We start from the raw sequence: 24,193 nt of genomic DNA, 5'->3' as shown, positions 1-24,193 counted from the left end.
ATAGGGAGCGAATAGATGTAAACCGTAGTGTTCGTTCACTCGTCGCCGGCAGTACGCTGCAGTAAAGCTGGACGTACCGGCGACGCACGCGGCGGCGCGGCCCGCGAAAGCGTTATCGGCCGGACTGGCGAATCACCGGATATGCTGGAGCTGAGGTACGAGTCGGGAACAATCCGCGTGTCGGGAGACCCGCCGTTGGACCTGCCCGCTGTCGAGTACAACCGGCGTTCACAGACAGGGCGAGCGCCGGCCTACCGGTACGCCGAACTTGCAGCCGACCTCGATGAGCGTGGGCTGGCATACGAGGACTGCGTCTACTCTCTCTCGTCACTGTCGCTCTCGACGGCGTACGACCTCAGAGACTACCAGCAGGCGGCTCTAGACGCTTGGCGAGAGGCTGATGACAGGGGCTGTCTCGAATTACCGACGGGGAGTGGCAAGACCGTTATCGGCATCGCGGCGATGGTCGCGCTGGGGACGCCGACGCTGGTCGTAGTCCCGACTATCGACCTGATGGAGCAGTGGCAACGCGAGCTACAGCGGGAGTTCGACCAGCCGGTCGGCCGCATGGGCGGGGGCGAGCAGCGAATCGAGGATATCACGGTTTCGACGTATGATTCCGCGTACCTGCGGGCCGATGAACTTGGCGACCGGTTCGGGCTCGTGGTCTTCGACGAGGTCCACCACCTCGGTGGGAAGGGCTATCGGGATATCGCTCGACTGCTCGCTGCCCCGGCTCGACTCGGGCTAACGGCGACGTTCGAGCGGCCGGATGGAGCCCACGAGGCCATCGAAGACCTCGTCGGGCCGCTCGTCAGGCGGGTCAGCGTCGACGACCTGGCGGGTGAGCATCTCGCGGACTACGATATCAAGCGGATCGAAGTTTCACTCACGCCGGACGAGCGCGAGCGCTACGAGGCCCACCAGGGGACGTTCACCGACTATCTCGAACAGTCGAGCATCCGACTGCGATCCGGCAGCGACTATCAGGAACTCGTGAAGCGGTCGGGGTCAGACCCGGCGGCCCGCGAGGCGCTGCTGGCGAAACAGCGCGCCCGCGAGGTGATGATGAACGCCGAGCGGAAGGTCGACCGGCTGGCGGCGATTCTGGACCGGCACCGCGGGGACCGAATCATCGTCTTCACCGCTCACACCGACCTCGTGTACCGCCTCTCCAAGCGGTTCCTGATTCCGGCGATAACGCATGAAACTGGCGCAAGCGAGCGCCGGGAGATTCTGGAGCGGTTCCGTGACGGAGTGTACTCCCGGGTCGTGACGGCGAACGTCCTCGATGAGGGTGTTGACGTACCCGACGCGAACGTCGCCGTCGTCCTCTCGGGGAGCGGTTCAGAGCGGGAGTTTACCCAGCGACTCGGCCGGATTCTTCGGCCGAAGGCCGACAGCGGGCGGGCACTGCTGTACGAACTCGTGACAGAGGAGACCGCTGAGGAGCGGGTTGCTAGACGGCGGCGGTAGCGCGCCGTCGTTCCGCACCGCGGCGGCTGTCGACAGCGTTTTTGTCGCTCCACGGCGGAGACACGCGTGTGCTGACGAAAGACCTCCTGCGCGTCTCGCGCGCCGGCGGCTATCACTTGCAGTTCGCCGACGCCGACGCGGAGCGGTTGGCGGCCCGCGTGCTCGGAATCTACCAGGGCCACGTCGGCCAGTCCCGCGAGACACTGGAGGCGGCACTTGCGGACGTAGAGCGTGAAGCCGACGATTTCAAGCTGGTCCGCGGGCTGGCGAAACTCGTCGAGCGGGAGGCCACCTTCGAGACGCAGGCCCCTGTCGACCCCGTTCGCGCCCGTCGTCGGGTGTTCGAAGCCGCTGCGGATATCGGGGTTGTGAACGAGGCCGAGCTGGAACAGGCACTCGCAGAGGCCGCTGACCACTTCGGCACGGACGCCGCGACGCTGGCCGACGCGCTGTACGCCGACCGGGACTCGCGACAGATCATCACTGCGGTGGATTCTCGCTGGGGGCCTACAGAACTGCGGACCCAGTACAACCTCTCGCTGGCGCAGACGGCACTGTTCGACGCAACGGAACTTCGGGTCCGCTCTTCGGACCCGAAATCGCTCGTCTCTGCGGTCAAGCGCCTCCGGCTGCTGTACGAGATCCGCCGGACCGCGAACGGGCGGGAGGTGGTCGTCACAGGTCCTGACGCGCTGTTCTCGAACACGCGCCGGTACGGGACCCGCTTCGCTCGTCTCCTGCGAACGGTCGCGACTGCGAGCGAGTGGGAGCTGACGGCGACCATCGACGACCGGGGCACCGAGCGGGAACTCACCCTCTCGGACGGGGACATCTCCGTGCCCGGTGTCGAGCCCGTAACGGAGGTCAGCTACGATAGCGGCGTCGAAGCCGACTTCGCCGGCCGGTTCGCCGCGCTGAACCTCGACTGGGATCTGATACGCGAGCCGGAGCCGCTGTCGGCCGGCGAACACGTCGTCATCCCGGACTTCGCCTTCGAGTGGCGACCCGGCGCTGATACTGGGGTTCGGGACACCGGCCGTAGTGGCGGGGGCGTGGGCGGGGCTGGCGGGACTGGCGGTGACGATACCCCCTTCCGCGTCTTCTTCGAGATTATGGGCTTCTGGACGCCGGAGTACGTCGAGAAGAAGCTCGCTCGCCTCGACGCCTTGGAGGACGTGGAGATGCTAGTCGCTGTCGACGACTCGCTCGGCGTCGGGGAGGAAATCGAATCGACGGACAATCGGGCAATTCCCTACGCCGGAACGGTCAGCGTGAAAGCCGTGCGGGACGCGCTACGGCCCTACGAGGACCGACTGGTGCGGGAAAGCGCCGCGGCCATCCCCGACCAACTCCGCCCGGAAGACTCGGTTATTTCGCTCGCTGACCTCGCCGCGGAGTACGGCGTCAGCGAAGATGCGCTTGAGGGCGTGACCTTTCCCGACCACGAGCGCGTCGGCCGGACCCTCGTCGCTCCGGCTGTGCTGGAGGAACTGACCGAGGAAATCCGGCCCGGGATGGACTACGAGGCGGCGAGCGACCGGCTGGCCGAGTACGGCATCGCGGACGACAGCGCCGCTCTTGCGCGACTGGGCTATCGGGTCGCCTGGGAGGGGCTCGGTGGCGGGACTATCGAGCCGCGGGAGTGAGACGCGCCCAATACCGGGGGCCGGAGGGAGAGAGCGGACCTATCTCAGAGGTCCCGGCGGCGGCCCTTCGGAACCTGTGACCGGAGTTCGCCGTAGACGTACAGGCCGACGCCGACCGGTTCGGCCTCGCCGGCGAGGTCGTGGGTGACGACGAGATACCCCCAGTCGCCGTCCCAGTTGAGTTCCCGGTCCTCGCCGGCGACGAACGCTCGGGCGGCGTCCTCATCGAGGTGGATGACGTTCTTCGTGGCGTGGTCGCCGAGCCGCTGGACGGCCTCCAGCGTCGGCTTCCAGTGTTCCTGGCGCGTCCGCAGGAACGTCATTCCAAGGCCCTCGATGTCGACCGGCGACGGGGGGGTGCCCTGATACAGCCATAGTTTGCCAGCGCCGCGTTCCCAGAACGTGTACCCCTCGAAAGTCTCCGGCGGGACGCCGAACCGTTCGGTCCAGAAGTCGAGCACTTCTTCGCGGGTCGCCCGCTCGGGGTCTTCTCGCTCTTCGTCTGTCTCTGGGAGCCGCGTGAACTCCGTGCTCCCGTCGCTCATTCCGCTCGCACCTCCAGTTTCGCACAGAAGAACCCGCCCGTGTCGTTGTGGTGGGGGTAGATGCGATTGGCGTCGGCGACGCTCGGGTCGTAGGTCTCGTCCTGCCACTCGGTGATGCCCGGAGCGTGGTCCAGTGGGAGGTCGTACTCGACGATTTCACAGGCCACCTCGTCGAGCACGTAGTCCAGCACGGCCTCGTTTTCTTCCGGGGCGAACGTGCAGGTGGAGTAGACGACGGTGCCGCCCGGCTTGGTCACCTCGACGGCCCGCCTGAGGATGCCTTTCTGAACACCGGAGATGCCTTCGACGTGCGAGAGCGACCAGTCCTCCAGCGTGTCGGGGTTCTTTCGGATAGTCCCCTCACAGGAGCAGGGGACATCGACGAGCGCCCGGTCGTATCCCTCGCCGCCGAAGGGCTTGAGTGAGTGGTTGCGGCCATCCTCGTGGGTGACGGCCACCGTTGTCGCACCCAACCGCTCGGTGTTGGTCCGTAGCGCTGAAATCCGTCCGAGGTTGTTGTCGGTTGCGACGACCTCGCCGGTGTCGTCCATCAGCGCGGCGAGCTGGGTCGTCTTGCTGCCCGGCGCGGCACAGGCGTCCCAGACCCGGTCGCCGGGCTGCGGGTCCAGTACGGTCGCCGGAATCGCCGACACCTCTTCCTGGCCGTGAATCCAGCCGTGGAAGTACGGCCAGTTCGCGCCGGGGGAGTCCTCGGGCAGGACGAACAGGCCGTCGTGCCAGTCGACTGGGTCGTAGGCGATGTCAGCCTCCGAAAGCGCCGCCCGGACCCGCTCGACGGTGGCTTTGATACTGTTGACCCTGACAGCCGACGGCAGCGGGCGTTCACACGCGTCGATGAACGCCTCGAAGTCGTCGATGATGGGTCGGTAGCGGTCGAGTGGTTCCATTGTCCGGCGTTCGCTGGCGGTCGGTTTGTGGGTTTCGAACGGCACCGGCCCATGGCTTTCAAGCCGTCGGCGGACGATACCACAGACATGGCACACATACAGGTCCACCGCGACGACATTTCTCTCGACTCACCGACATTGATCGAGGGACTCCCGGGCGTCGGACTCGTCGGCAAGATAGCCGCTGACCATCTCGTCGACGTCTACGATATGGAGTACTACGCGTCGGCCCACTGTGAGGGGTTGCCAGAAATCGCCGTGTACGAAACGGACGACCCGGACGTTCGCCCGCCGGTCCGGCTGTACGCGGACGAGGACCGTGACCTGCTCGTTCTTCAGAGCGACGCCCCGGTGTCCCCGTCCGGCGCGAAGGAGTTCGCCGGCTGTATGGTCAGCTGGTTCGAGGCTAACGACGCGACGCCGGTCTATCTCAGCGGCCGTCCGGCCGAGAAAGACGGGGTTCCGGGCGTGTACGGCATCTCGACGGGCGACGGGGCGAGGCTGCTCGCCGAGGCGGAGGTAACTCCGCCCTCTGAGAACGGCGCGATCACTGGGCCGACCGGCGCGCTGGTCCACGAGTCACAGCGAATCGGCCTGACGAGTGTCGGACTCATCGTCGAAGCCGACCAGCAGTTCCCCGACCCGGAAGCGGCGCGGGCGCTGCTCCAGACGGGCCTCAGTCCGCTAGCTGACTTCGAAATCGACACCGAGGCGCTGGTCGAGCAGGCTGAAGAAATCGGGCGCGCCAAGGCACAGCTGGCACAGCAACTACAGGAGAATCAAGAGGAGAGTACGAGCGCGCGACCGCTCGGGATGTATCAGTAATGGCGGGCGCAGATGACATCGTTCGTGGGCTACTGGTCGTAATCGTCGTCGCTATCGGCACGGTTCTGGGATGGGTGCTGTTTGTCAGAACACCTGACAACCTCGCCCAGTTGCTCGGCGTCCTGCTGGTCGTCGCTGTCGCCGTCGCCACAGCCCGTATCGGCAGCAACATCGCCAGCTCCCTCCTCCCGGTACACAACGTCGCGGAGGTCGCTGTCGAAGGGCCGATCAGCCGTGACGGTGGTGGCGGCATCACCAGCCCGCCGGTCGGTGCGTCGGCTGACGACATCGTCGAACAGATCGAACGGGCCGACGAGGACCGCGGCTCGAAGGCACTGCTTCTGAAGCTCAACACGCCGGGAGGCGAAATCGTCCCCAGCGAGGACATCCGCATCGCCGCCGAGGAGTTCGACGGCCCGACCATCGCTTACGCGACGGACGTGTGTGCAAGCGGCGGCTACGACATCGCCGCCGGCTGTGACGAGCTGTGGGCGCGAGAGGGCTCTATCGTCGGGTCAATCGGCGTCGTCGGATCGCGGGTCAACGCCAAGGAACTGGCCGACCGGTTGGGCCTCTCTTACGAGCAGTTCACCGCCGGTGAGTACAAGGACGCCGGCGTGCCGCTGAAGGAGATGTCCGAGGACGAGCGCGAGTACCTGCAGGGTATCGTTGACGATTATTACGACCAGTTCATCGACACCGTGGCCGAGGGCCGCGAGATGGACACCGAGACGCTCAAAGCCACCGAGGCGCGTATCTTCCTCGGCGAGGAAGCGGACGAGCGTGGACTCGTCGACCGACTCGGCACGCGAGACGATGTCGAGGCGAGTCTGGAACAACGGCTGGGCGAGGCTGTGACGCTCAAGGAGTACGAGCCTGAACGCGGACTTGCAGGGAAACTCCGCGGGGGCGCACAGCAGGTCGCCTTCGCCCTCGGTGCGGGTATCGCCGGCGTCGCCGACGGCGATATCGAAGGCCTCTCCTTCCGGCGATAGCTCGGGAGGTTTTTTATTCGGGGACCGCCTTCGCCGTAGTGTGACTACGCTGGTGGTGTGTATCGACAGAGACAGTCCGGCTGCAGCGGCGTGTCCCGTCGTCGGCCGCGACGCCGTCGAGTCACTCATCACCCAGACGGGCGTCGTTGACCCGGAAGACAGCCGGGTCAACTGCCTCCTCGAAGGGCTCGCAGTCACCGATGAACTCGAAGCCGAGGGGTCCTCGCCGGTCCTCGCCGTCGTCGGTGGCGGGAGCGACAGCGTCGGCTCGGACCGGGAGATAGCTAGCCAGATAGAGAGTCTGGTCGCCGAGCACGACCCCGACTCCGCGGTCGTCGTCGTCGACAGCGCCGACGACGAGCGGCTGGTTCCAATCATCGAGAGCCGCGTTCAGGTCGACGCCGTCGACCGCGTCGTCGTCCGTCAGGCCCGCGACATCGAGTCGACGTACTACCTGCTCAAGCAGTTCCTGGCCGACGAGGAACTGCGAAAGACAGTGCTGGTCCCCGTGGGAATCATCATGCTCGCGTTCCCGCTGTTGCTCGTCGTCACCAGCCCGACCATCGCCGTCGGCGCTATCGCGGCCGCCGTCGGCGTGTTCCTCATCTACAAGGGACTGGGTATCGACGCGTACCTGTCGCGGCTTCCCGGCCAGACCCGGGAAGCGCTGTATTCGGGACAGGTATCGCTCGTGACCTACGTCGTCGCCGCCGGGCTCTCGCTCGTCGGGGTCTTCGCCGGCGTGCTGGGCGTCTCCGCGGTCGGTGACATCAGTCCGTTCTTGCTTGCGAACCGTTTCGCCTTCGCGTCCGTCCCGTGGCTGACCGGCGCGGCGCTGGCCGCCTCGCTCGGTCGCCTGCTGGACGAACTCATCCAGCAAGAGGGGGTTCGGAGCGCGTACGTGAATCTCCCGTTCGGTGCGGTCGCAGTCGGCCTCGTCGTTCGTGGTTTTTCTGCGTACTTCCTCGAACGCGGTGGCGTGTTCGAGCCGTTTCAGGTGCCGGAGACGAACCTCGGCATCGTACAGATTCAGGGGTTCTTGCTGGAGGCTGGCACCCGTCTCGCGCTATTCATCCTCGCGGGTATCCTCATCAGTCTCGTTGGCGTCCGAGTGGCGACCTACGTCAGCCACACCGATATCGAAGACGAACTGGTGGAATAGACAGCGATTTACGCCGCCGACGGCTACCGGCGGCCATGACAGACGGCGCGTGGGTTTCGCTGTTCTCCGGCGGCAAAGACTCCTCGTGGGCGCTGTACCGGGCACTGGAACGAGGCCATCCCCTCGAACGCCTGGTGACGGTCCACCCGGACGGCGACTCGTACATGTACCACGTCCCGGCGACCCGGTTAGCCCGCCTGGCTGCCGAGAGTATCGGCATCCCACTGGTCGAGGTCGAGCCTGCCGATTTCGAGGCCGAGGACGTGTCCGACTCGGGCGAGCAGGGCAACGCCGAACTCGAACCGCTGGAAGCAGCACTGCGCGAACTCGACGATGAACTGGACGGCGGCATCACCGGTGTCACCGCCGGGGCTGTCGAGAGCGAGTACCAGACGACCCGCATCGAATCGATGGCCGAACGACTCGAAGCCAACGTGTTCGCGCCGCTGTGGCAAGAGAACCCACGCGACCTCGCCGACGCGATGCTGGATGCCGGCTTCGAAATACAGATTATCCGCGTGGCCGCCTACGGCCTCGACGAGTCCTGGCTGGGTCGCACGCTCGACGCCGACGCGCTCGACGAACTGGAATCGCTCAACGACGAGTACGGTGTCCACATCCTCGGGGAGGGCGGCGAGTTCGAGACGCTGGTCACCGACGGCCCGCACATGGACCGGCGAATCGAACTGGCGTACGAGACGGAGTGGGACGGCAGTCGGGGGACGCTCAAAATCGAAGACGCGTGGCTGGCGTAACTCACAGCGCCTGCAACATCGGTGGCTGTTAGCTCCCGTCCGTCAGCTGCGTGTGTGCACCGATGAGTGCGCCGGCGAGGTCTAAACTCTCGACCTGTGTCTCTCGGTCGATAATCGACTGGCGGATATCCGAATCGAGGATCATCGTGTCCGGGAACACGATGGTGTTGTCGAGGCTTGAGTTGACGACCTCGGCTCCCGAGAGGACGTGGACGTTCGCTCCGAGCGTAGTGTTCTCGATGGTCGCGTCCTCCGCGACAACGCTGTCCCCGTCGAGTTCCCACGCGACGGCCTCCAGATAGCTTTCGGGCGTCCCGATGTCGTACCAGGCGTCGTCGAAGGTGAACGCACGGACTGGCCCGTCCTCGACGAGCCACTGGATGAACCAGCCGGGTTCGTCAGGGTTGTTCCCGTCGTCGAGGTACTCGTCGAAACGAATCGCACCGGGCGGAAAGGCGTAGCAGGCAATCGAGACGAGGGTACTGGTGGGGTCGTCGGGCTTCTCCTGGAACTCCGTAACTTCCTCGCCGTCGAGTTCGATGAGACCGTAAGAGCTGGCCTTTTCTAGGGATCCGACATCGTAGGCGGCGAGCGTGGGGTCGTCGTACTGCTCGAAGTAATCGACGAACTCCGCGATGTCGAAGCTAATGAGGTTATCGCCGGCAATGACCAGCAGGGCTTCATCGCCGAGTCCTTCCCGGTCGACCAGTTGGGCGAGTGCGCCGACGACGCCGAACTTCTCGTCCTCCTCGGCGGTTTCCTCGACGGTCAGGGACGGCTTCTCGAAGTTGCTCGCGGCGATGTGGTCCCGGAAGTCGTCGGCAAACCGCTGGTTCGTGCTGACAAACACGTCGGTAATGCGATCGTCCGCCTCTAACTCGCCGAGAATCCGGTCGATGACAGTCGTCTCACCGACAGGAAGCAGCATCTTGGGCCGGTGCTTGGTGACAGGCCAGAGTCGGGTGGCATACCCGCCTGCAAGGACAATCGCTTTCATGTTCGAAAAGAGACAAGCAGAATACAAGTTCTTTTTCATCGGCTGGACCGCGGCACTTATCGGTGCCCCGGAGTACAACCCCGTATGACTGACGACGCCGACGGGCAGGGGACTGCGGATGCGAACCTCACGGAAAAGATCAACCAGACGAACGTCGACGAGCGCATTTCCAGTCTGGAGGCGGCCTACGACGAGGTTCCGGTCACCGAGAAGACCTTCGAGCTATCACCTGACGAATATGCCGACGTGTTTACTGCGACACGTGGCACTGGGTACTCCGGGAACAGCGTCGTGTTCGTCACCCGAGACGGCTCCAATTTTCCGGACCTAAGCCAGCAGATACCCGAGCAGGCTGCCGGCGACACCCGCGACCGGGTGCTGCTGGTGCTGGGGCGCGGCGCTGACATGTGGGCACTCCCGGGCGGCGGCAAGGGCGACGAGTACGAGTCAGTGCAAGGGACAGCCATGCGCCGTGTCAACGAACAGACAGGCATCCGCTGTACGGTCACTGGAGTCGCGGAGGTCGTCCACTCCAAGTACTATCCGAACACCGATGCACAGGGGTCGGTACATACGCTCGATATCTACCTCGAAGCGGAGTACAAGAAGGGGAGCCTCGACGTGGACGAGTCGGAACTCGTCGGCGCGGCGTGGTTCGCGGAGCCACCCGAGCGCCTGACGCCGGGAGCCGAGGAACGGTTTGCGGCCCTCCTCGACGACAAGTGAGTATCGCAGGCGGTCAGTGCTCGACCAGTTCCACGAGCACGCCGCCGGTCGACTTCGGATGGAGGAACGCCACGTCGTGGCCCCACGCGCCAGGTCGCGGTTCCTCGTCGATTCGGTCGATACCACAGTCACTGACAGTCTCCAGCGCGGCAGCAATGTCGTCTGTCGCTAGCGCCACGTGGTGGATGCCTGGACCGTTGCTGTCGAGGTATCTGGGAATCGCGCCGTCGGCGTCCGGCAGCGGCTCTAGCAGTTCGAAGTAGCCGTTGTCCATTTCCAGAAACGTCACGTGGAGGCCATCAAACGTCTCCTCGTGGACGACCGGTGTCCCGAAGGCGTCAGCGAACAGTTCTGCGAGCGGGTCGGCGTCATCCGTCGCGATGCCGGCGTGGTCGAATTGCATGGACGGCCGTACACCGGGATAGCTTATAATTCTGGGAGCATTGAGGGCTGGAAAGCAGGCTGAATCTACGTTTCGACCGATCTCACATCGACGAGCCGGGCTGGTATTCGCCGAACACGTCGCGGAACACGTCACACACCTCGCCGGTCGTGGCGTACGCCTTTACCGCGTCGATGATATAGGGCATGACGTTCTCGTTGCCCTCGGCGGCGGCTCGGAGCGCGTCGAGTTTCGCCTCGACGGCCTCCTCGTCACGCTCCTCTCGAACTGCGGCGACGTTGTCCTGCTGGGCCTGCTCGACGGCCTCGTCGACCTCCTCGATGTCTTGCTCGCCCTCTTCCTCGACCTGATACTCGTTGACGCCGACGATGATGCGCTCGCCCTCCTCCTGTTCGCGCTGGCGCTCGAAGGCCACGTCCTGAATCTGGCGCTGGACCCACTGCTCCTCGATGGAGCGGCGCATGCCGCCGCGCTCGTCGACCTCTTCGATGAGTTCGCGGGCCTCGGCTTCGAGTTCGTCGGTCAGCGACTCGACGTAGTAGCTCCCGGCGAGCGGGTCGATGGTGTCCGCCGCGCCGGACTCGTGGGCGAGAATCTGCTGGGTCCGCAACGCCGTTCGGACGGACTCCTCGGTCGGCAGGCCGATAGCCTCGTCTTTGCCGTTGGTGTGGAGGCTCTGGGTCCCCCCGAGGACGGCCGCGAGCGCCTGGTAGGAGACCCGAACGACGTTATTCTCGATCTGCTGGGCGGTCAGCGTTGATCCGGCGGTCTGGGTGTGGAACTTCAACTGTTTGGACTTCGGGTTCTGGGCGTCGAAGCGCTCGTCCATGATTCTCGCCCAGAGGCGACGCGCCGCCCGGAACTTCGCCACCTCCTCGAAGATGTTGTTGTAGGAGGCAAAGAAGAACGATAGCTGGGGCGCGAACTCGTCCACATCGAGGCCGGCGTCGATGGCGGCTTCGACGTACTCGATGCCGTCGCCGAGGGTGAACGCGATCTCCTGCGCGGCCGTGGAGCCGGCCTCGCGGATGTGATAGCCCGAGATGGAGATTGTGTTGAACTTCGGCGTCTCGGCGGCGCAGAACTCGAAGATGTCGGTGATGAGCCGCATCGACGGCTCCGGCGGGTAAATGAACGTGTTCCGGGCGATGTATTCTTTGAGGACGTCGTTCTGGATGGTCCCGCGAAGTTCCTCGCGGTCGACGCCCTGCTTGTCGCCGACAGCGATGTACATCGCCAAAAGCACCGATGCGGGAGCGTTGATGGTCATGCTCGTCGACACCTCGTCCAGCGGGATGCCGTCGAACACGGTCTCCATGTCGTCGAGTGAGTCGATAGCGACGCCGGTCTTGCCCACCTCGCCGGCGGCCATCGCGTGGTCGGAGTCGTAGCCCATCTGCGTCGGGAGGTCAAATGCCATCGACAGCCCGGTCTGGCCCTGGTCGAGCAGGTAGTTGAACCGCTCGTTGGTCTCCGTCGCGGTCCCCATCCCGGCGTACTGGCGCATTGTCCAGAGTCGGCCCCGATAGCCGGTCGGATACACGCCGCGAGTGTATGGCTCTTGGCCGGGGAAGCCGATGTCCTCCTCGTAGTCGACATCGGAGATGTCTTCGGGGGTGTACAGGCGGTCTACTTCGTGTCCCTCAGTATCCGTGGTGAACGTCTCCTTACGTTCGCCAAAACGGTCGACGGTGGGCTGGACGTCGTCTTCTTCCCACTGAGCCTTCGACTCCCGTATCTCCGCCAGCTCGTCGGGGTCAAACATGGGCGGACTGTCGGACGGCGGAGGCTTAAGGGTTCTTAAATCCTTCACGGTTTGTAATACACTTCCCGCGGCGGTCCACGGCGGACTGTTCCGAGGTGGGTTTATATCGTCGTCATCTACCGAGGACGTATGCCAATCGAACCGGGTGACGGCGTCACCATCGAATACGTCGGCCGCTTCGAGGACGGGGCCGTCTTCGATACGTCACGTCCCGAAGTCGCCAGAGAGCACGGACTCATCGAGGCACAGGGCGTCGACGCGAGCGAGTACGCACCGCTTTCATTCACTGTCGGTGCAGGAGAGATCATCGAGGGGATCGACGAGGTGCTCGTCGGCATGGCTGCGGGCGAGGAAGCAACTGTCACAGTGCCCCCGGAGAAGGCCTACGGTGAGTTTCAGCCCGACCGCATCCGCGAGTACGACCCCGACACGTTTGAGGGCATGGTGGGAAAAGAGCCCGACGTCGGAATCCATGTCGAGGCCGAAAACGGGCTTCACGGAGACGTGACTGCTGTCCGAGACGACGCCGTCGAGGTGGATTTTAACCACGAGTTGGCCGGCAAGACGCTCGTGTTCGACATCGAAATCGTCGACGTCAGATAATCCGTTCGTCGTTGGTAGCCGATCAATCGCCCGTGTCGTACTTATAGGTCGCTTCGTCGGGGTCGATGCCGAAGTCTTCGGGACCCTCCTCCGGCTCGGCCTCCTCGGATTCCCCGGCACTAGCCTGCTTGAACCGCGTGCGGAGGTGGCCGGGTACCTCGAATCGGTCGACGGCCACCCGGAGCGGTACCGCGTCTGGCTGGATGTTCTCCTGTTTGGTCGCGAGCCGGTCCCGAAGCGAGTCAGGGAGTTGCGCCGGCTCGAGGCGCTCGAAGCCGAACTGCGCGAGGAACTCCGAGGCGTTCGTCAGCGAGTAGACGGTGTCGAACCCTTCATCGCCCGCGTACTCGACTAGCCGCTCGATGACGTGGGCACCGACGCCCTGATTGCGCCATTCGGGCAGGACACCGATGCTGGTCAGTTCACAAACCGGTTCGTCGCCGCCCTTATGGATACGGATGCGGCCAAAGCCCGCCTTCTCGTGGCTCTCCTCGTCGATAGCGACAACGTAGTCCCGGGATCTGAAAGCCGTCTCGTCCAGCCCCATCTCCTCGATACGGTCGAGCAACCAGACTTCCTCGCGGTTTTTCGCATCCCGGACGTACATACCTGAAAGTTAACTGCCGCAGTCAAAAGGGTTTGCGGCGTGGCTGACATGGGCTAACGAGGTGGCGGAGAGGCAATCACTAAGGCAGTCCAACATGATTGATTGCCCATGATATCGCTCGAGATGGACATGGTCCAGTACGACTGTCCGTACATCGACACGACACGGGACTACGAGGTGTCGTTTCTGGCCAAACAGTGGGATTTTCACCCTGTCGAGCGAGAGCTTGAGACCCGGATCATGGTCAACGGGGCGGACCGGGAAGAGCTGGACCGGGGGCTGAACGCGCTCGAAGCACACGACCACATGGAGTCCTATCAGCTGCTCCGCCGGAAGGGCGATCTGGCGCTCATCCGCTCGCGCATCGATGAGACGAACGCGATGAGCGTCATCCGCGACCACAGCGGCTACATCACCGGGCCGTTCCGCATCCGGGATGGGTCGGAGATCTGGCACGTCGGCTTCGATACCGAGCGCGTCGCCGAGGGGACCCTGTCGGAACTGGACCGGGACAACGACTACACGATCCGGTCCCGCGAGTCAGTCGACCTCGAAGATTACTACGACTTGCTACAGAACATCGATTCAGCGAAGCGGCTGGTCGATGGCTGTCGGGAACTATCGGACGTAGAACGAGATACGCTGGAGAAAGCCGTCGAAGGCGGCTACTTCGACACGCCCCGAGACGCCACCCTGTCGTCGCTCGCCGAGGAGTTCGGCGTCTCAAAGATGGCCATCTCAAAGAACCTCCGGCGGAGTCAGCGGAAGATACTCGACCGCGTCACGACGGCGATGAACGACGTGACGGAGTGAAGGTAGTTGAGATTTGCCGCTACTCCGCCCCGCTCCCCTGCATCAGTTTCTGGATGTCTTCGTCGGCCGCTAGCTCTTCGGGGTCGCCGCTGGCGATGATATCTCCGCGCTCGATGACGTACAGGCGGTCCACGACTTCTGGGACGTGCGTGACGTTGGACTCCGCGATGAGAACCGCGATGCCTCGGTCGTTGATAGCCCGGATGTAGCGCTTGAGGCTCTCGACGACGACCGGAGCTAATCCCTCCAGTGGTTCGTCGAGGATGAGCAAATCAGGCTGGAGCGCCAGCGCCCGGCCGATAGCGACCATTTTCGCCTGGCCGCCACTGAGGTTCTGGACCTTTGCGTTCCGGCGGTCATCGAGTTCGGTGAGCACGTCGTAGACGCTCTCGATAACTGCGTCCTCGTCGTCGATGGCGCGGGCCTCCCCGCTGGTCCATATCGGGAGCCGGAAGTTCTCGTCGACGGTCATCCCGGTAAACAGCTTCCGGTCTTCGGGCTGATAGCCGATGCCTCGCTTGGGAATCAGCTCCGAGCGGATGCTGGTCAGCTCCTCGCCGCGAAATTTGACTGAGCCGCTCCAGACCGGTGTCAGGCCCATGATACCGCGGAAGGTACTCGTCTTACCGGCTCCGTTGCGGCCAACCAGCCCGACCGCCTCGCCGGCGTTCACGTCAAGGTCGATGTCCTCGGTCACCTGGAACCCCTGGACGGCGGCGTTGAGGCCGCGAACCGAGAGCAGCGGTTCACTACTCATCGTCACCCACCCCCAAGAGAAGCCGCCGAAGTTCGTCGTCGGTTTCGAGCATTGTCGGCGGGCCGACCCCGTGGACTGCGCCCTGATGGAGCGCGACGACGCGGTCGGCGTACTCCGTGACGATGTCCATGTCGTGTTCGATTGTGACCGTCGTGACGCCCTCGGCCCGGCCGACCTCGACAATGGTCTCGATGACGTACTCCTTCTCACGGGTCGACACCCCGGAGGTCGGCTCGTCGAGCAGGAGGTAATCCGGGTCGAGGCCGAACGACATCGCCACGTCGAGCAGTTTTCGGTCGCCGTGGGGGAGCTCTTCAGCGACGGTGTCGGCCGCGTCTTCTAGGCGGAACTTCTCGAGCAGTTCCTCGACCTGTGCCTCGACCTCCTCGTGACCGTCGGCCATCGAGAACAGGCTCCAGGTCTTGTCCCGTTCGGTCAGCACGACTGTTCGGAGGTTCTCCCGGACCGTCATCTCCTCAAACACCTTGACGACCTGAAAGCTCCGGGCGATACCGGCGTCGACGCGCCCGTTCGCCGACATCCCGGTGATGTCGTCGCCGTCGAGGACGATGGAGCCCTCATCCGGTGAGAGGAAGCCGGTGAGGAGGTTGATGAACGTCGTCTTCCCGGCCCCGTTCGGGCCGACGATGAAGACGAGTTCGCCTTCCTCCTTGCCGAATTCGAGCGTGATATCGTCCGTTGCGACCAGTTCACCGAAGGACTTCCGCAGATTGCGTGCTTCGAGCATCTCAATCGACTCCAAAGAGGATTATCCGCAGGCTGGTCAGTGCCGCTGTCACCTTCCGTTCTATCGACTGCGCGGCGCTCCGGCCCCACGTCGACAGGACGGCCGGTTCCCGGCGCAGTTCACTGAGCCGCGCGTTGACGACACCGCCGGACCGGAGGGACCCGACGATGCCCCGCGGGAACCCATACACCAGTATCAGGAGCACCACGCCGGTCAGGAACTCGTAGTACTGGGTGATGTCCTGCCCCACGTCCTGCAGGAATATGAGGACAACACCACCGATGAGCGGGCCGACGAGTGTCCGGAACCCGCCCAGTATCGCCATGAACAGGATGTCACCCGACCGGAGGAAAAACAGCGTCCCCTCCGGGCGAACGTACTGGCGGACGACGGCGTACAGCCCGCCCGCGACGCCGCCGTAGATACCCGAGATGACAAAGGCGGCCCAGACGTACCGCCGAACCGGGAGGCCGATGAACCGCGCCCGGGTCCGTTCCTGCCCGATGGCGTCGAGGGCGTTGCGGAACGGCGACTGGGTGATGCGGTACATCACGAACAGGCCGATGAGGATGACGACCACTGTCAGGTAGTACGTCAAGATCTGGTACACGTCGGGGCTAAACGCGGTCCCGAACAGAAGCGGCTGGTTCGCCGGCCCCGGCCGGATCGGGAGCCCGTCGCTCCCCCCGAGTGCGCTCTGGCCGAGCGCGATGGCGTACAGGAGCTGGCCGAAGGCCAGCGTCAGGAGGGCGAAGTACAGCCCGGTGTGTCGCAGGGATAGCACTCCGATGATGGCTGCCATCACCGTCGCGGCCGCGATGGCCCCGAGCAACAGCAGACCGACGCTCTGGACCCCGGCATAGCGTGCGAGGACTGCGGTCGCGTACGCGCCGGTGCCGAAGAAGGCCGCGTGGCCGAACGATGTAAGCTTCGTGTGGCGAAGCAGGAGATTCAGCCCGACTGCCGCGAAGCCGAACAACAGCCCCTGATGGATGACGCTGAGCTGGAGGCTATCTGAGAGGCTCGCGATGTCGGGGATAAGGAACAGGAACACGACCCCGAGGACGAGAAAGGCTCCTTCCCGACGGGTCAGCTCAACCCCGAGGAAGCGGTACGCTGGCGTTCCGTCGCGGTCGATGCGCTCAGGCATCACGCTGTCTCACCCCACGTTCCGAACAGGCCCTCTGGCTTGACCAGCAGGATGAGCGCCATGATTGCGAACGGGGCCGCGATTTCGCCGGGCGGGTACAGCGTAATCATCCAGCTCCGGATGACACCGACGAGGAGTGCGCCGACGAACGCGCCGCGGAGGCTTCCGAGGCCGCCGATGACGATGACGACGAAGGAAAGCACGAGCGGATTGGTGCCCATCTCAAGCGTCGCCGCCGTCGGCGGGACGGCCACCGCGCCAGCGAACCCCGCGAGGAAGGCGCCGAGAGCGAACACGAGCGTGAACACGCGGTCGGTGCTGACGCCGATGGCAGTCGCCATCTCGCGGTCGATGGCCGTTGCTCTGATGATGCGCCCGGTCTTCGTGCGTTCGAAGAACCAGAACAGTCCCGCAACGACGGCCGTGCCGACGAAGATGACGAACACGTTGTAGGTCGGGTAGTTCAGCCCGACGAGTTCGCTCGTCGAGATTGTGTTGATAGCGCTGTAGACGGCGTCGGTCCGTATCGAGCTGTCCCCCCAGATGAACTTCTTCACGTCGAGGAGGATGAGCAAGAGAGCGAAGGTCAGAACCAGCTGGTACACCTGGTCGCGGTCGTAGATCTGGCGCAGGAACACCGCTTCAAAGAGGGTGCCGACGGGGAGGAGGATGGCCGCCGTCACCAGCACGGCGGCGAGGACCACGAGTATGAACACGGCGGTGCCGACGACGCCACCGCCCGGCGGGCCGACGATACCGATAAGAAACCCGAACACGCCGATGGCGGTGTACGCGCCCAGCGAGAACAGTTCCCCGTGGGCGAGGTTCAGGACATCCAGAATCCCCAGGATGACGGTCAGTCCCGAGGCGATCATGAACAGGATGAACCCGAACTGGATGCCGTTGAGCGTCTGGACGAGCGCGGCTGTGGGTGTTACGGCCATGGCTCGGTATCAGGCGCTCCAGCCGTCCAGCCAGTCGCTCCCGGTAACGCCCGGCGGCGGCGCTGTCTCGGTAGCGGCGTAAGTGTTCACGTCTTCGAGCCTGGCCGCGCCGAGGTCGTCGTCGTACACCATCTGCCCGGCGAAGGAGTTCGACGCGCCCTGATGGTCCTCGGCGATGTTGTGGTAGCCGGCCGGTGTGAAGAAGCCGTGGCCCTCCAGAACCTGCGCGATCTGCTCCTGACTCGGGTAGGTGCCTAGCAGGTCGATGGCCTTCTCGACGGCCGTCGCCCAGGCGGTGACCGCCCCGTACCCGCTCATGTAGTGAGCCGTCGGGACCGTCACGCCATCCTGCTGTGTCGCGGCGTCGAACAGTTCGCGGCCGGGCTGCCAGTTCCCGAGCGCCGGCAGGCCCCAGTAGTAGTTGCGCGACCCGGAGTAGATGTCCGTCCCGGCCAGTGCATCGCCCGGCACGTCGCCGGCCGCGCTGTACAGCGTCGTGCCGAACACCGTCGTGTTCTCGAACATGTCGTTGGCGTTGGCCTGCCGGACGAACGTCGTCACGTCGCCGCCCCAGAGGCTAGAGAAGGTCACGTCCGGCTCTTCGTTGTTGATCGAGGTGATGTGATTCGACATGTCACTGGCCCCGAGTTCCGGGAATCCCTCGTAGACGATTTCGGCGTCAGTGAGTTTCTGAATGGCCTGTGTGAACACCCGCATCTCGTCCTCGCCGAAGGAGTAACCGGGGTTGACACCGGCGACGGTCGAGATGTTGTCAGCGCCGATGCGCTCGACGGCCTCGCGGGCCATCGTCACCACCTCCATGATGTCGTAGTTCTGGAAGCGGAAGGAGTAGGTCGGGTCGGTGACCGTCTCCTCGTAGAGCGTCGTCACCGTCCCGTCGGTCCCGACGTTGATGACTTCGTTTTTCTCGACTTCGGGGGCGATCTGACTGTGCGTGCCACTGGAGATGGGACCGAAGGTGACCTCTTTCCCTTCCTCGATGAACTGGTTGTAGCTGTCAAGGGGATTTGACCCCTCGTTGACCACGTCCAGTTCGATTTCTCGTTGCCCGCCGATGCCGCCCGCCTCGTTGATGCGCTGGACTGCGAGCTCGGCCCCGCGCTGGGCCTGAATCCCGAGGACGCCCGGTGCGCCACGGGTGAACGTCAACAGCCCGGCCTGTATCGGTTCCGCGGAGATGCCGCCGCCGGACTGCCCGCCCTGGTCCGCCGTGTCGCTGTCGCTCAGCAACGTCGAGCAGCCAGCGAGCGCTGCGGCGACGGCCGAGCCGCCAATCGCGGAGAGCAGTTGTCGCCTGCCGATACCTTCGTTGTCATGGTCCGTTGTCGTTCGTTTCATAGGTGTGTCCCAATACGCCCCGGACGAGTCCGGGGAAGCTGGTCACGCAGTGTGTGCCACGCTCACAGGGATAGCTGTTGATTCCGACGTAACCCCCGAATAACGAGAGGTTTACACGTAAACCACGGTAGCCGGCGAGACAGCGGCACGGCGTTCTCGCGCCGGACTGCGGGTCCCCCACAGCAGCCAGTCGGGTATACATGTCAACCCGCCCCTATTCGGACGTGTCTGGAGAACGTGTGACCGAATGGCATCCAGCACCTCTCACGAACGGCTCGAAGTCGAGCCGATCGACGAGTCCTCGATCCTGTTCGTCGACGACGACCACTACACGAGCGACACCGTCTGTCTGGTGACCGGCGGCGGGTCGGGCATCGGCCGGGCGACGGCGCTGGCGATGGCCGCCAACGGGGTGACCGCCGTCGCGACGGACATCGACGTGGACGGCCTCGGCGAAGTCGCGGACACAGCGGCGGCCCTCGACCTCGATGGGACCGTCGAGACAGTGACCGGCGACCTCGCGAATGATGCGGACATTGAGGCCATCGTCGAGACTGCGGCTTCTCACGGCACGGTTCGCTACCTCGCCAATATCGCCGGCCTCCAGCATATCGACGCCATCGAGGACTTCCCGATGGAGAAGTACGACCAGATGCACGACGTGATGTTGCGCGCCCCGCTCGCGCTGTCGAAACGCGTCATCCCTCACATCCGCCGGACCGACGACGGCGTCGGTGCCATCGGGAACATGGCGTCTGTTCACGGACACTACGTGACCTCGGATAAGGTGGCCTACAACGTCTCGAAGTTCGGCCTGCGGGGACTGACACAGTCAATCGCCGCCGAGGGCGGTGACGGGCTCCGCGGGTTCTCTATCAGCACCGGCTACGTCAAGACGCCGCTGGTCGTCGACCAGATCCCCGACACTGCCGAGCAACGAGGAATCAGCGTCGACGAGGTCATCGACGACGTGATGCTGGGACAGGCCCGGGTCAAGGAGATGATGGACCCCATCGACGTGGCGAACCTCTTCGTGTTTGGCTTCTCGGCCCACGCCGACCATCTCAACGGCGGGGACCTGCTGTTCGACGGCGGCATGACAAAGACGTACGAGTGAGACAATGACGTGAGTAGCTGACCGGCCCCTGTGTCACACGGGCGGTGCGGAACCGGACTACCCGACCGGCCCAGTAACGCGTGCCGGGCGGCGGTACCAGTTTATACCAGACGACCAAACACTACGGAATACTGACGCAATGAGCGAACAAAACCACGTCGACTCCATCGTCCACGAACCGAGCCACGCGTTCGTCGAATCGACGAACGTCTGGAAATTCATGCAGGCGTACGACATCGACAACTACGACGAACTCATCGAGCGAACGACCACAGACCTACCCGAGGAACCCGACTCGGGCGTCGAGTGGTTCTGGGACCTGCTCCCGGAGTACCTCGACATCGAGTTCTTCGAAGACTACGATCAGGTCCGGGACAATAGTGCGGGGCCACAGTTCACCGACTGGTACACCGGCGGGACAATCAACGCCGCCCACAACGTCTTGGACCGCCACGCAGCGCGGGACAGCCCGACCCGAAACACAGTCGCGCTCATCTGGGAGGGCGAACCCGGCGACGTGCGGGAAGTCACGTACCACGAACTGAATCGGCAGGCCAGTAAAGTAGCGAACTACCTGGAGTCCGTCGGCGTCGGCACCGGCGACACCGTCGGCCTGTATATGCCGATGATTCCCGAAGTCGCGTCGATACTGTACGGCTGTCTCAAGGTCGGCGCAATCGCCGTCCCCATATTCTCTGGGTTCGGCGTCGACGCGACGGCGACCCGTATCGCCGACGCCGAGTGTTCCGTCCTGTTCACCGGCGACGGCTTCTACCGCCGCGGTTCCGGTGTCCACCTCAAGGGCAGCGCGGGCGAGGCCATCAAGCAGGCCGGCGAAGAACTGGGGACGACGCCGGTCGAACACACTGTCGTCTACGACCGCCTCGGCGTCGCGGACGACCCCGACGAGACGATCCGCTGGACCCGCCGCGATGAGTGGTGGGACGAGGCTATCGAGACCGCCGACGACGAGTACGCGGCCACAGAGCTTCCGAGCAATCAGGAGTCGATGCTGCTGTACTCCTCTGGAACGACCGGCAAGCCGAAGGGTATCGTCCACACGCACGCCGGCGCGCTCATGCAGGCGGCCAAAGAGATATACTTCGGCTTCGACCACAAGCCCAGCGACCGCTTCTTCTGGGTGAGCGACATCGGCTGGATGATGGGGCCATGGACGCTGCTGGGGAACCACGCCTTCGGCGGGACTGTCTTCATGTACGAGGGCGCGCCGGACCACCCGGAACCGGACCGCTTCTGGGAGATGATCGACCGGCACGACATCACCACCTTCGGTGTCTCGCCGACCGCGATTCGGGCGCTCCGCAAGAAGGGCGACGAGTGGCTGGACGGGCACGACCTCTCAAGCTTGCGGCTGTTGGGGTCGACCGGCGAACCCTGGGACCCCGAGAGCTGGCAGTGGTTCTACGAGAACGTGGGCAACGAGGACTGTCCAATCATCAATATCTCCGGCGGGACCGAGATCATGGGGTGTTTCCTGATGCCGATGCCGATTCAGTCGCTCAAGCCCTGCACGCTGGGCGGTCCGGGGCTGGGGATGAACATCGACATCGTCGACTCCGCCGGCGAATCCATCGCTGACACGCACGAGCGCGGCTATCTGGTCGCTCGGGACTCCTGTCCGTCGATGACGAGGTCGCTGTGGAGCGGCGACGAACGCTACCTGAACGAGTACTGGTCGACGTGGGACGACGTCTGGGACCACGGTGACTGGGCACAGAAGGACGAGGACAGCCTCTGGTTCCTCCACGGCCGGGCCGACGACGTGCTCAACGTCGCTGGACGGAAGGTCGGCCCGGCGGAAGTCGAAGGCGCGGCGATGGAACACGACGCCGTTAATCAGGCTGCCGCCGTCGGTGCCCCGGACGACACCACCGGCACTGCCGTCGTTCTCTACACCGTGCTCGAGCCCGGCTACGAACCCTCGGCCGACCTCCGCGACGATATTCGCGCCGCCGTCGGCGAGGAACTCGGTAAGCCGTTCCGGCCCCGCGAGGTACTGTTTGTCGACGAGTTCCCCAAGACGCAGAGCGGGAAAATAATCCGCCGAGCAATTGCTGGCGTCTACCGCGGGGAGGACCTGGGTGATATGTCCAGCATCGAGAACCCAGAGGCGCTTGACGAGGTCCGCGACGCGTCGTAATCAGCCCCTGACGGCATCCTCGGTCGGCCGCTCCAGCCGTAGCAGTCCGGGCAGTGCGAGCACCGCGAGGACGACTTCCATCCCGCCGGCGACGAGGAACGCGGCGGGGTAGCCGAAAGCGCCAGCGACGGTGCCACCGACGAGGATGCCAGCGAGGAAGCCAACGCTGCCGAAAATGTTGAACCCGGCCATAGCGGTGCCGCGCTCCGTTTCGCTGGCGAGGTCCGACACGAGCGCCATCGTCGCCGGGGCCATCAGCGCGCCGATAACGCCGGTCAGTACCATCCCTGCGCCGGCGATGGTGACCGTCGGCGCTTGCCCGACGCCGACAACAGTGAGTCCGTACAGCACCGACCCGACAACAATCGGACCAGTTCGGCCGATGCGGTCAGAGAGGATGCCGAAGGGATACTGCAAGAGGGCGAACGGGGCGAAAAAAAGCGCCAGCATGACGCCGGTTTCGCCGGGTCCAAGCTCGAACGTCTCTCTGAAATACAGGGTGCCGACGAGCGCGAAAAAGCCCGCTGTGAGGCGGTCAATGAACCCGAAGGCGTACGGCACGCCGAGCGTCGGCCGCTGCTTGAGCCCGGACACGGTCGCAGAAAGGCCCGACCGCCCGTCCGACGGTGCGCGGTCGGTGACAAGCAAGGCAGCCACTGCGACGACGAGTGACAGCGTGCTCGCCACGTACAGCGGAAGCGTCGTCTGAATTTCGTACAGTTGGCCGCCGAGTGGCGCTCCGAGCGCTGTGCCACTGCCGATCGCAATGCCTGCCGCACCCATATTCTTGCCGTGGCCGCCGCCGAGGTCCATCAGCATCGTCATCGCCAGGGAGAACGCGGCGATCGTCGCTCCACCCTGCAGCACCCGCAAGACCAGCACGCCGACAAATGGAAGCGAGACTGCCTCGGGAAGCCACGCGATGAGGGCGTACAGCACTGCGCCCGCGCCTGCCCCGCCGGCGATGTATGGCGTTCGCCGTCCGGTGGCGTCGCTGAGCATGCCCCACACGCCGGCAAAAACGACGAACGCCCCGAACTCGGCCGCAAGGAACCACATACTTGCGTTCAGGTCTGTCGTCGCACCCAGCGACTGGACAAGTCTGTCGACGCCCGGATACAGCAGGACCTGCGCCAGCAACACAGCAAAGATAACGCCCGCGAGAACGCCCCGGTCTGTGCGGTCGGTCACAGACAACGGATACAGCGAGCCGAGAAAAATAGATGTCGGACCCGAGTATGGGACTCTCCTCGTGGAACTCGATAACCACCGACGACAGAACAGCACGTCCGGTTACTCGTCCCAATCCGCGTTACTCGGCACTGTGGGGCGGAACGAAACCGCAGTTCGAACAGCCGTTGTGCTTCGTCGTCTGGTAGCTCAATTCCGCCCCGCAGTTCGGACAGTTGTACTGGTCTGAACTCATTCGCTTACCTGTAGTGTTCGACAGTACCTAAACCTTTTCTCGACAATTGTACATAACTCATCTTACGCATGATTTCAGGGAGCAGACGCCCTCAAATCCGAGGCGGCCTGCTGGTATGGCGGATATTCACACTGTTCAATTACAGTGAACAAGTCACAACATAGAATCGCTGCTCGACATGTATGGCTGTTCCTCTGTAGAAACTGGAAGAAACGCACACTCTGTTGGAGTGAACTGCGCAGTTCCACATGTCCTGAGACCTGGACAGGCGCGGACGACATCGACTCGCGTCGAAGTACTATCAC

At 64.2% G+C, this 24,193-nt stretch carries 23 protein-coding genes; 11 read left to right on the top strand and 12 right to left on the bottom strand.

All coding sequences use genetic code 11. The features are described 5' to 3' along the window. Positions 1-141: 141 nt before the first annotated feature. Entirely contained in the window at positions 142-1,476 is a 1,335-nt protein-coding gene (locus D3D01_RS12730) for a DEAD/DEAH box helicase (protein WP_121512434.1), read from the top strand. Positions 1,477-1,544: 68 nt separating this feature from the next. After that, positions 1,545-3,122, top strand: coding sequence for a DUF790 family protein (locus tag D3D01_RS12725; protein WP_121512433.1), 1,578 nt, complete (start codon positions 1,545-1,547; stop codon positions 3,120-3,122). Between the two features lie 44 nt (positions 3,123-3,166). On the opposite strand, the gene D3D01_RS12720 is transcribed toward D3D01_RS12725, so the two are convergent. Both D3D01_RS12720 and D3D01_RS12715 read right to left on the bottom strand, forming a co-directional pair. Then, positions 3,167-3,667: a hypothetical protein gene (locus tag D3D01_RS12720; protein WP_121512432.1), complete on the bottom strand. Its 501-nt coding sequence runs from the start codon at positions 3,665-3,667 to the stop codon at positions 3,167-3,169. Beyond that, positions 3,664-4,575, bottom strand: a complete 912-nt coding sequence (locus D3D01_RS12715) for an RsmB/NOP family class I SAM-dependent RNA methyltransferase (RefSeq protein WP_121512493.1) — start codon at positions 4,573-4,575, stop codon at positions 3,664-3,666. Before D3D01_RS12715 ends, D3D01_RS12720 begins: the two co-directional genes overlap by 4 nt. 51 nt (positions 4,576-4,626) lie before the next feature. Between D3D01_RS12715 and D3D01_RS12710 the strand changes: the two genes are divergently transcribed. Genes D3D01_RS12710 through D3D01_RS12695 form a run of 4 tightly spaced genes read left to right on the top strand, consistent with a single transcriptional unit; the run spans position 4,627 to position 8,312 of the window. Then, entirely contained in the window at positions 4,627-5,400 is a 774-nt protein-coding gene (locus D3D01_RS12710) for a proteasome assembly chaperone family protein (protein ID WP_121512431.1), read from the top strand. Next, on the top strand, positions 5,400-6,395 hold the full coding sequence (gene sppA, locus D3D01_RS12705) for a signal peptide peptidase SppA (protein WP_121512430.1): 996 nt from the start codon (positions 5,400-5,402) through the stop codon (positions 6,393-6,395). The genes D3D01_RS12710 and sppA overlap by 1 nt, the downstream gene beginning before the upstream one ends. 40 nt (positions 6,396-6,435) lie before the next feature. Beyond that, positions 6,436-7,557, top strand: a complete 1,122-nt coding sequence (locus D3D01_RS12700) for a DUF373 family protein (RefSeq protein WP_101349885.1) — start codon at positions 6,436-6,438, stop codon at positions 7,555-7,557. 35 nt (positions 7,558-7,592) lie between these two features. Further along, positions 7,593-8,312 carry a diphthine--ammonia ligase gene (locus D3D01_RS12695; protein ID WP_121512429.1) on the top strand — a complete coding sequence of 240 codons (720 nt, stop codon included), beginning with the start codon at positions 7,593-7,595 and terminating at the stop codon, positions 8,310-8,312. Positions 8,313-8,340: 28 nt separating this feature from the next. Here D3D01_RS12695 and D3D01_RS12690 read toward each other — a convergent pair whose 3' ends face one another. Then, complete coding sequence (locus tag D3D01_RS12690; RefSeq protein WP_121512428.1) at positions 8,341-9,309, bottom strand: sugar phosphate nucleotidyltransferase; 969 nt, start codon at positions 9,307-9,309, stop codon at positions 8,341-8,343. A gap of 84 nt (positions 9,310-9,393) precedes the next feature. On the opposite strand from D3D01_RS12690, the gene D3D01_RS12685 reads away from it, so the two are divergent. Then, complete coding sequence (locus D3D01_RS12685; protein ID WP_101349888.1) at positions 9,394-10,035, top strand: NUDIX hydrolase; 642 nt, start codon at positions 9,394-9,396, stop codon at positions 10,033-10,035. A gap of 13 nt (positions 10,036-10,048) precedes the next feature. On the opposite strand, the gene mce is transcribed toward D3D01_RS12685, so the two are convergent. Both mce and D3D01_RS12675 read right to left on the bottom strand, forming a co-directional pair. Beyond that, on the bottom strand, positions 10,049-10,438 hold the full coding sequence (mce, locus tag D3D01_RS12680; RefSeq protein WP_101349889.1) for a methylmalonyl-CoA epimerase: 390 nt from the start codon (positions 10,436-10,438) through the stop codon (positions 10,049-10,051). A gap of 82 nt (positions 10,439-10,520) precedes the next feature. Continuing rightward, entirely contained in the window at positions 10,521-12,203 is a 1,683-nt protein-coding gene (locus D3D01_RS12675) for a methylmalonyl-CoA mutase (protein WP_121512427.1), read from the bottom strand. Between the two features lie 129 nt (positions 12,204-12,332). Between D3D01_RS12675 and D3D01_RS12670 the strand changes: the two genes are divergently transcribed. Beyond that, positions 12,333-12,806: a peptidylprolyl isomerase gene (locus D3D01_RS12670; RefSeq protein ID WP_121512426.1), complete on the top strand. Its 474-nt coding sequence runs from the start codon at positions 12,333-12,335 to the stop codon at positions 12,804-12,806. A 22-nt stretch (positions 12,807-12,828) separates the two neighbouring features. Here D3D01_RS12670 and D3D01_RS12665 read toward each other — a convergent pair whose 3' ends face one another. Continuing rightward, a complete protein-coding gene (locus D3D01_RS12665; RefSeq protein ID WP_121512425.1) occupies positions 12,829-13,413 on the bottom strand; it encodes a GNAT family N-acetyltransferase in 585 nt (194 codons plus the stop codon). Positions 13,414-13,521: 108 nt separating this feature from the next. On the opposite strand from D3D01_RS12665, the gene D3D01_RS12660 reads away from it, so the two are divergent. Further along, positions 13,522-14,226, top strand: coding sequence for a helix-turn-helix domain-containing protein (locus tag D3D01_RS12660; protein ID WP_101349893.1), 705 nt, complete (start codon positions 13,522-13,524; stop codon positions 14,224-14,226). A gap of 19 nt (positions 14,227-14,245) precedes the next feature. Here D3D01_RS12660 and D3D01_RS12655 read toward each other — a convergent pair whose 3' ends face one another. From D3D01_RS12655 to D3D01_RS12635, 5 genes are read right to left on the bottom strand one after another with little or no spacing between them, the layout of a single operon-like run. Further along, positions 14,246-14,983, bottom strand: a complete 738-nt coding sequence (locus tag D3D01_RS12655; protein WP_121512424.1) for an ABC transporter ATP-binding protein — start codon at positions 14,981-14,983, stop codon at positions 14,246-14,248. Next, positions 14,976-15,731 (bottom strand): ABC transporter ATP-binding protein, encoded by a 756-nt coding sequence (locus D3D01_RS12650; protein WP_121512423.1) that lies wholly within the window; start codon positions 15,729-15,731, stop codon positions 14,976-14,978. Before D3D01_RS12650 ends, D3D01_RS12655 begins: the two co-directional genes overlap by 8 nt. Before the next feature lies 1 nt (position 15,732). Then, positions 15,733-16,881 (bottom strand): branched-chain amino acid ABC transporter permease, encoded by a 1,149-nt coding sequence (locus tag D3D01_RS12645; RefSeq protein WP_121512422.1) that lies wholly within the window; start codon positions 16,879-16,881, stop codon positions 15,733-15,735. Then, positions 16,881-17,825 (bottom strand): branched-chain amino acid ABC transporter permease, encoded by a 945-nt coding sequence (locus tag D3D01_RS12640; RefSeq protein ID WP_121512421.1) that lies wholly within the window; start codon positions 17,823-17,825, stop codon positions 16,881-16,883. The genes D3D01_RS12645 and D3D01_RS12640 overlap by 1 nt, the downstream gene beginning before the upstream one ends. A gap of 9 nt (positions 17,826-17,834) precedes the next feature. After that, a complete protein-coding gene (locus tag D3D01_RS12635; protein ID WP_121512420.1) occupies positions 17,835-19,184 on the bottom strand; it encodes an ABC transporter substrate-binding protein in 1,350 nt (449 codons plus the stop codon). Positions 19,185-19,431: 247 nt separating this feature from the next. On the opposite strand from D3D01_RS12635, the gene D3D01_RS12630 reads away from it, so the two are divergent. Together D3D01_RS12630 and D3D01_RS12625 are read left to right on the top strand one after the other, a co-directional pair. Beyond that, positions 19,432-20,301: an SDR family oxidoreductase gene (locus D3D01_RS12630; RefSeq protein ID WP_121512419.1), complete on the top strand. Its 870-nt coding sequence runs from the start codon at positions 19,432-19,434 to the stop codon at positions 20,299-20,301. Between the two features lie 139 nt (positions 20,302-20,440). Next, on the top strand, positions 20,441-22,462 hold the full coding sequence (locus D3D01_RS12625) for an AMP-binding protein (RefSeq protein WP_121512418.1): 2,022 nt from the start codon (positions 20,441-20,443) through the stop codon (positions 22,460-22,462). Here the strand turns inward: D3D01_RS12625 and D3D01_RS12620 are convergent, their stop codons facing one another. Then, a complete protein-coding gene (locus D3D01_RS12620; RefSeq protein WP_121512417.1) occupies positions 22,463-23,653 on the bottom strand; it encodes an MFS transporter in 1,191 nt (396 codons plus the stop codon). Between the last annotated feature and the right edge of the window lie 540 nt (positions 23,654-24,193).

Origin of the sequence: Haloarcula sp. Atlit-7R, from assembly GCF_003666065.1 — an archaeon.
In the GTDB taxonomy this organism is placed as follows: domain Archaea; phylum Halobacteriota; class Halobacteria; order Halobacteriales; family Haloarculaceae; genus Haloarcula; species Haloarcula taiwanensis.
This window is presented reverse-complemented; position numbering and strand designations above follow the sequence as displayed.

Excerpts from the sequence above, each read along its gene's own strand:
- D3D01_RS12715 (WP_121512493.1), bottom strand. The coding sequence starts at position 4,575 with ATGGAACCACTCGACCGCTACCGACCCATCATCGACGACTTCGAGGCG.
- D3D01_RS12730 (WP_121512434.1), top strand. The coding sequence starts at position 142 with ATGCTGGAGCTGAGGTACGAGTCGGGAACAATCCGCGTGTCGGGAGAC.
- D3D01_RS12710 (WP_121512431.1), top strand. The coding sequence starts at position 4,627 with ATGGCTTTCAAGCCGTCGGCGGACGATACCACAGACATGGCACACATA.
- sppA (WP_121512430.1), top strand. The coding sequence starts at position 5,400 with ATGGCGGGCGCAGATGACATCGTTCGTGGGCTACTGGTCGTAATCGTC.
- D3D01_RS12655 (WP_121512424.1), bottom strand. The coding sequence starts at position 14,983 with ATGAGTAGTGAACCGCTGCTCTCGGTTCGCGGCCTCAACGCCGCCGTC.
- D3D01_RS12720 (WP_121512432.1), bottom strand. The coding sequence starts at position 3,667 with ATGAGCGACGGGAGCACGGAGTTCACGCGGCTCCCAGAGACAGACGAA.
- D3D01_RS12670 (WP_121512426.1), top strand. The coding sequence starts at position 12,333 with ATGCCAATCGAACCGGGTGACGGCGTCACCATCGAATACGTCGGCCGC.
- mce (WP_101349889.1), bottom strand. The coding sequence starts at position 10,438 with ATGCAATTCGACCACGCCGGCATCGCGACGGATGACGCCGACCCGCTC.
- D3D01_RS12630 (WP_121512419.1), top strand. The coding sequence starts at position 19,432 with ATGGCATCCAGCACCTCTCACGAACGGCTCGAAGTCGAGCCGATCGAC.
- D3D01_RS12650 (WP_121512423.1), bottom strand. The coding sequence starts at position 15,731 with ATGCTCGAAGCACGCAATCTGCGGAAGTCCTTCGGTGAACTGGTCGCA.
- D3D01_RS12675 (WP_121512427.1), bottom strand. The coding sequence starts at position 12,203 with ATGTTTGACCCCGACGAGCTGGCGGAGATACGGGAGTCGAAGGCTCAG.
- D3D01_RS12645 (WP_121512422.1), bottom strand. The coding sequence starts at position 16,881 with ATGCCTGAGCGCATCGACCGCGACGGAACGCCAGCGTACCGCTTCCTC.
- D3D01_RS12660 (WP_101349893.1), top strand. The coding sequence starts at position 13,522 with ATGATATCGCTCGAGATGGACATGGTCCAGTACGACTGTCCGTACATC.
- D3D01_RS12625 (WP_121512418.1), top strand. The coding sequence starts at position 20,441 with ATGAGCGAACAAAACCACGTCGACTCCATCGTCCACGAACCGAGCCAC.
- D3D01_RS12635 (WP_121512420.1), bottom strand. The coding sequence starts at position 19,184 with ATGAAACGAACGACAACGGACCATGACAACGAAGGTATCGGCAGGCGA.
- D3D01_RS12665 (WP_121512425.1), bottom strand. The coding sequence starts at position 13,413 with ATGTACGTCCGGGATGCGAAAAACCGCGAGGAAGTCTGGTTGCTCGAC.
- D3D01_RS12685 (WP_101349888.1), top strand. The coding sequence starts at position 9,394 with ATGACTGACGACGCCGACGGGCAGGGGACTGCGGATGCGAACCTCACG.
- D3D01_RS12640 (WP_121512421.1), bottom strand. The coding sequence starts at position 17,825 with ATGGCCGTAACACCCACAGCCGCGCTCGTCCAGACGCTCAACGGCATC.
- D3D01_RS12695 (WP_121512429.1), top strand. The coding sequence starts at position 7,593 with ATGACAGACGGCGCGTGGGTTTCGCTGTTCTCCGGCGGCAAAGACTCC.
- D3D01_RS12690 (WP_121512428.1), bottom strand. The coding sequence starts at position 9,309 with ATGAAAGCGATTGTCCTTGCAGGCGGGTATGCCACCCGACTCTGGCCT.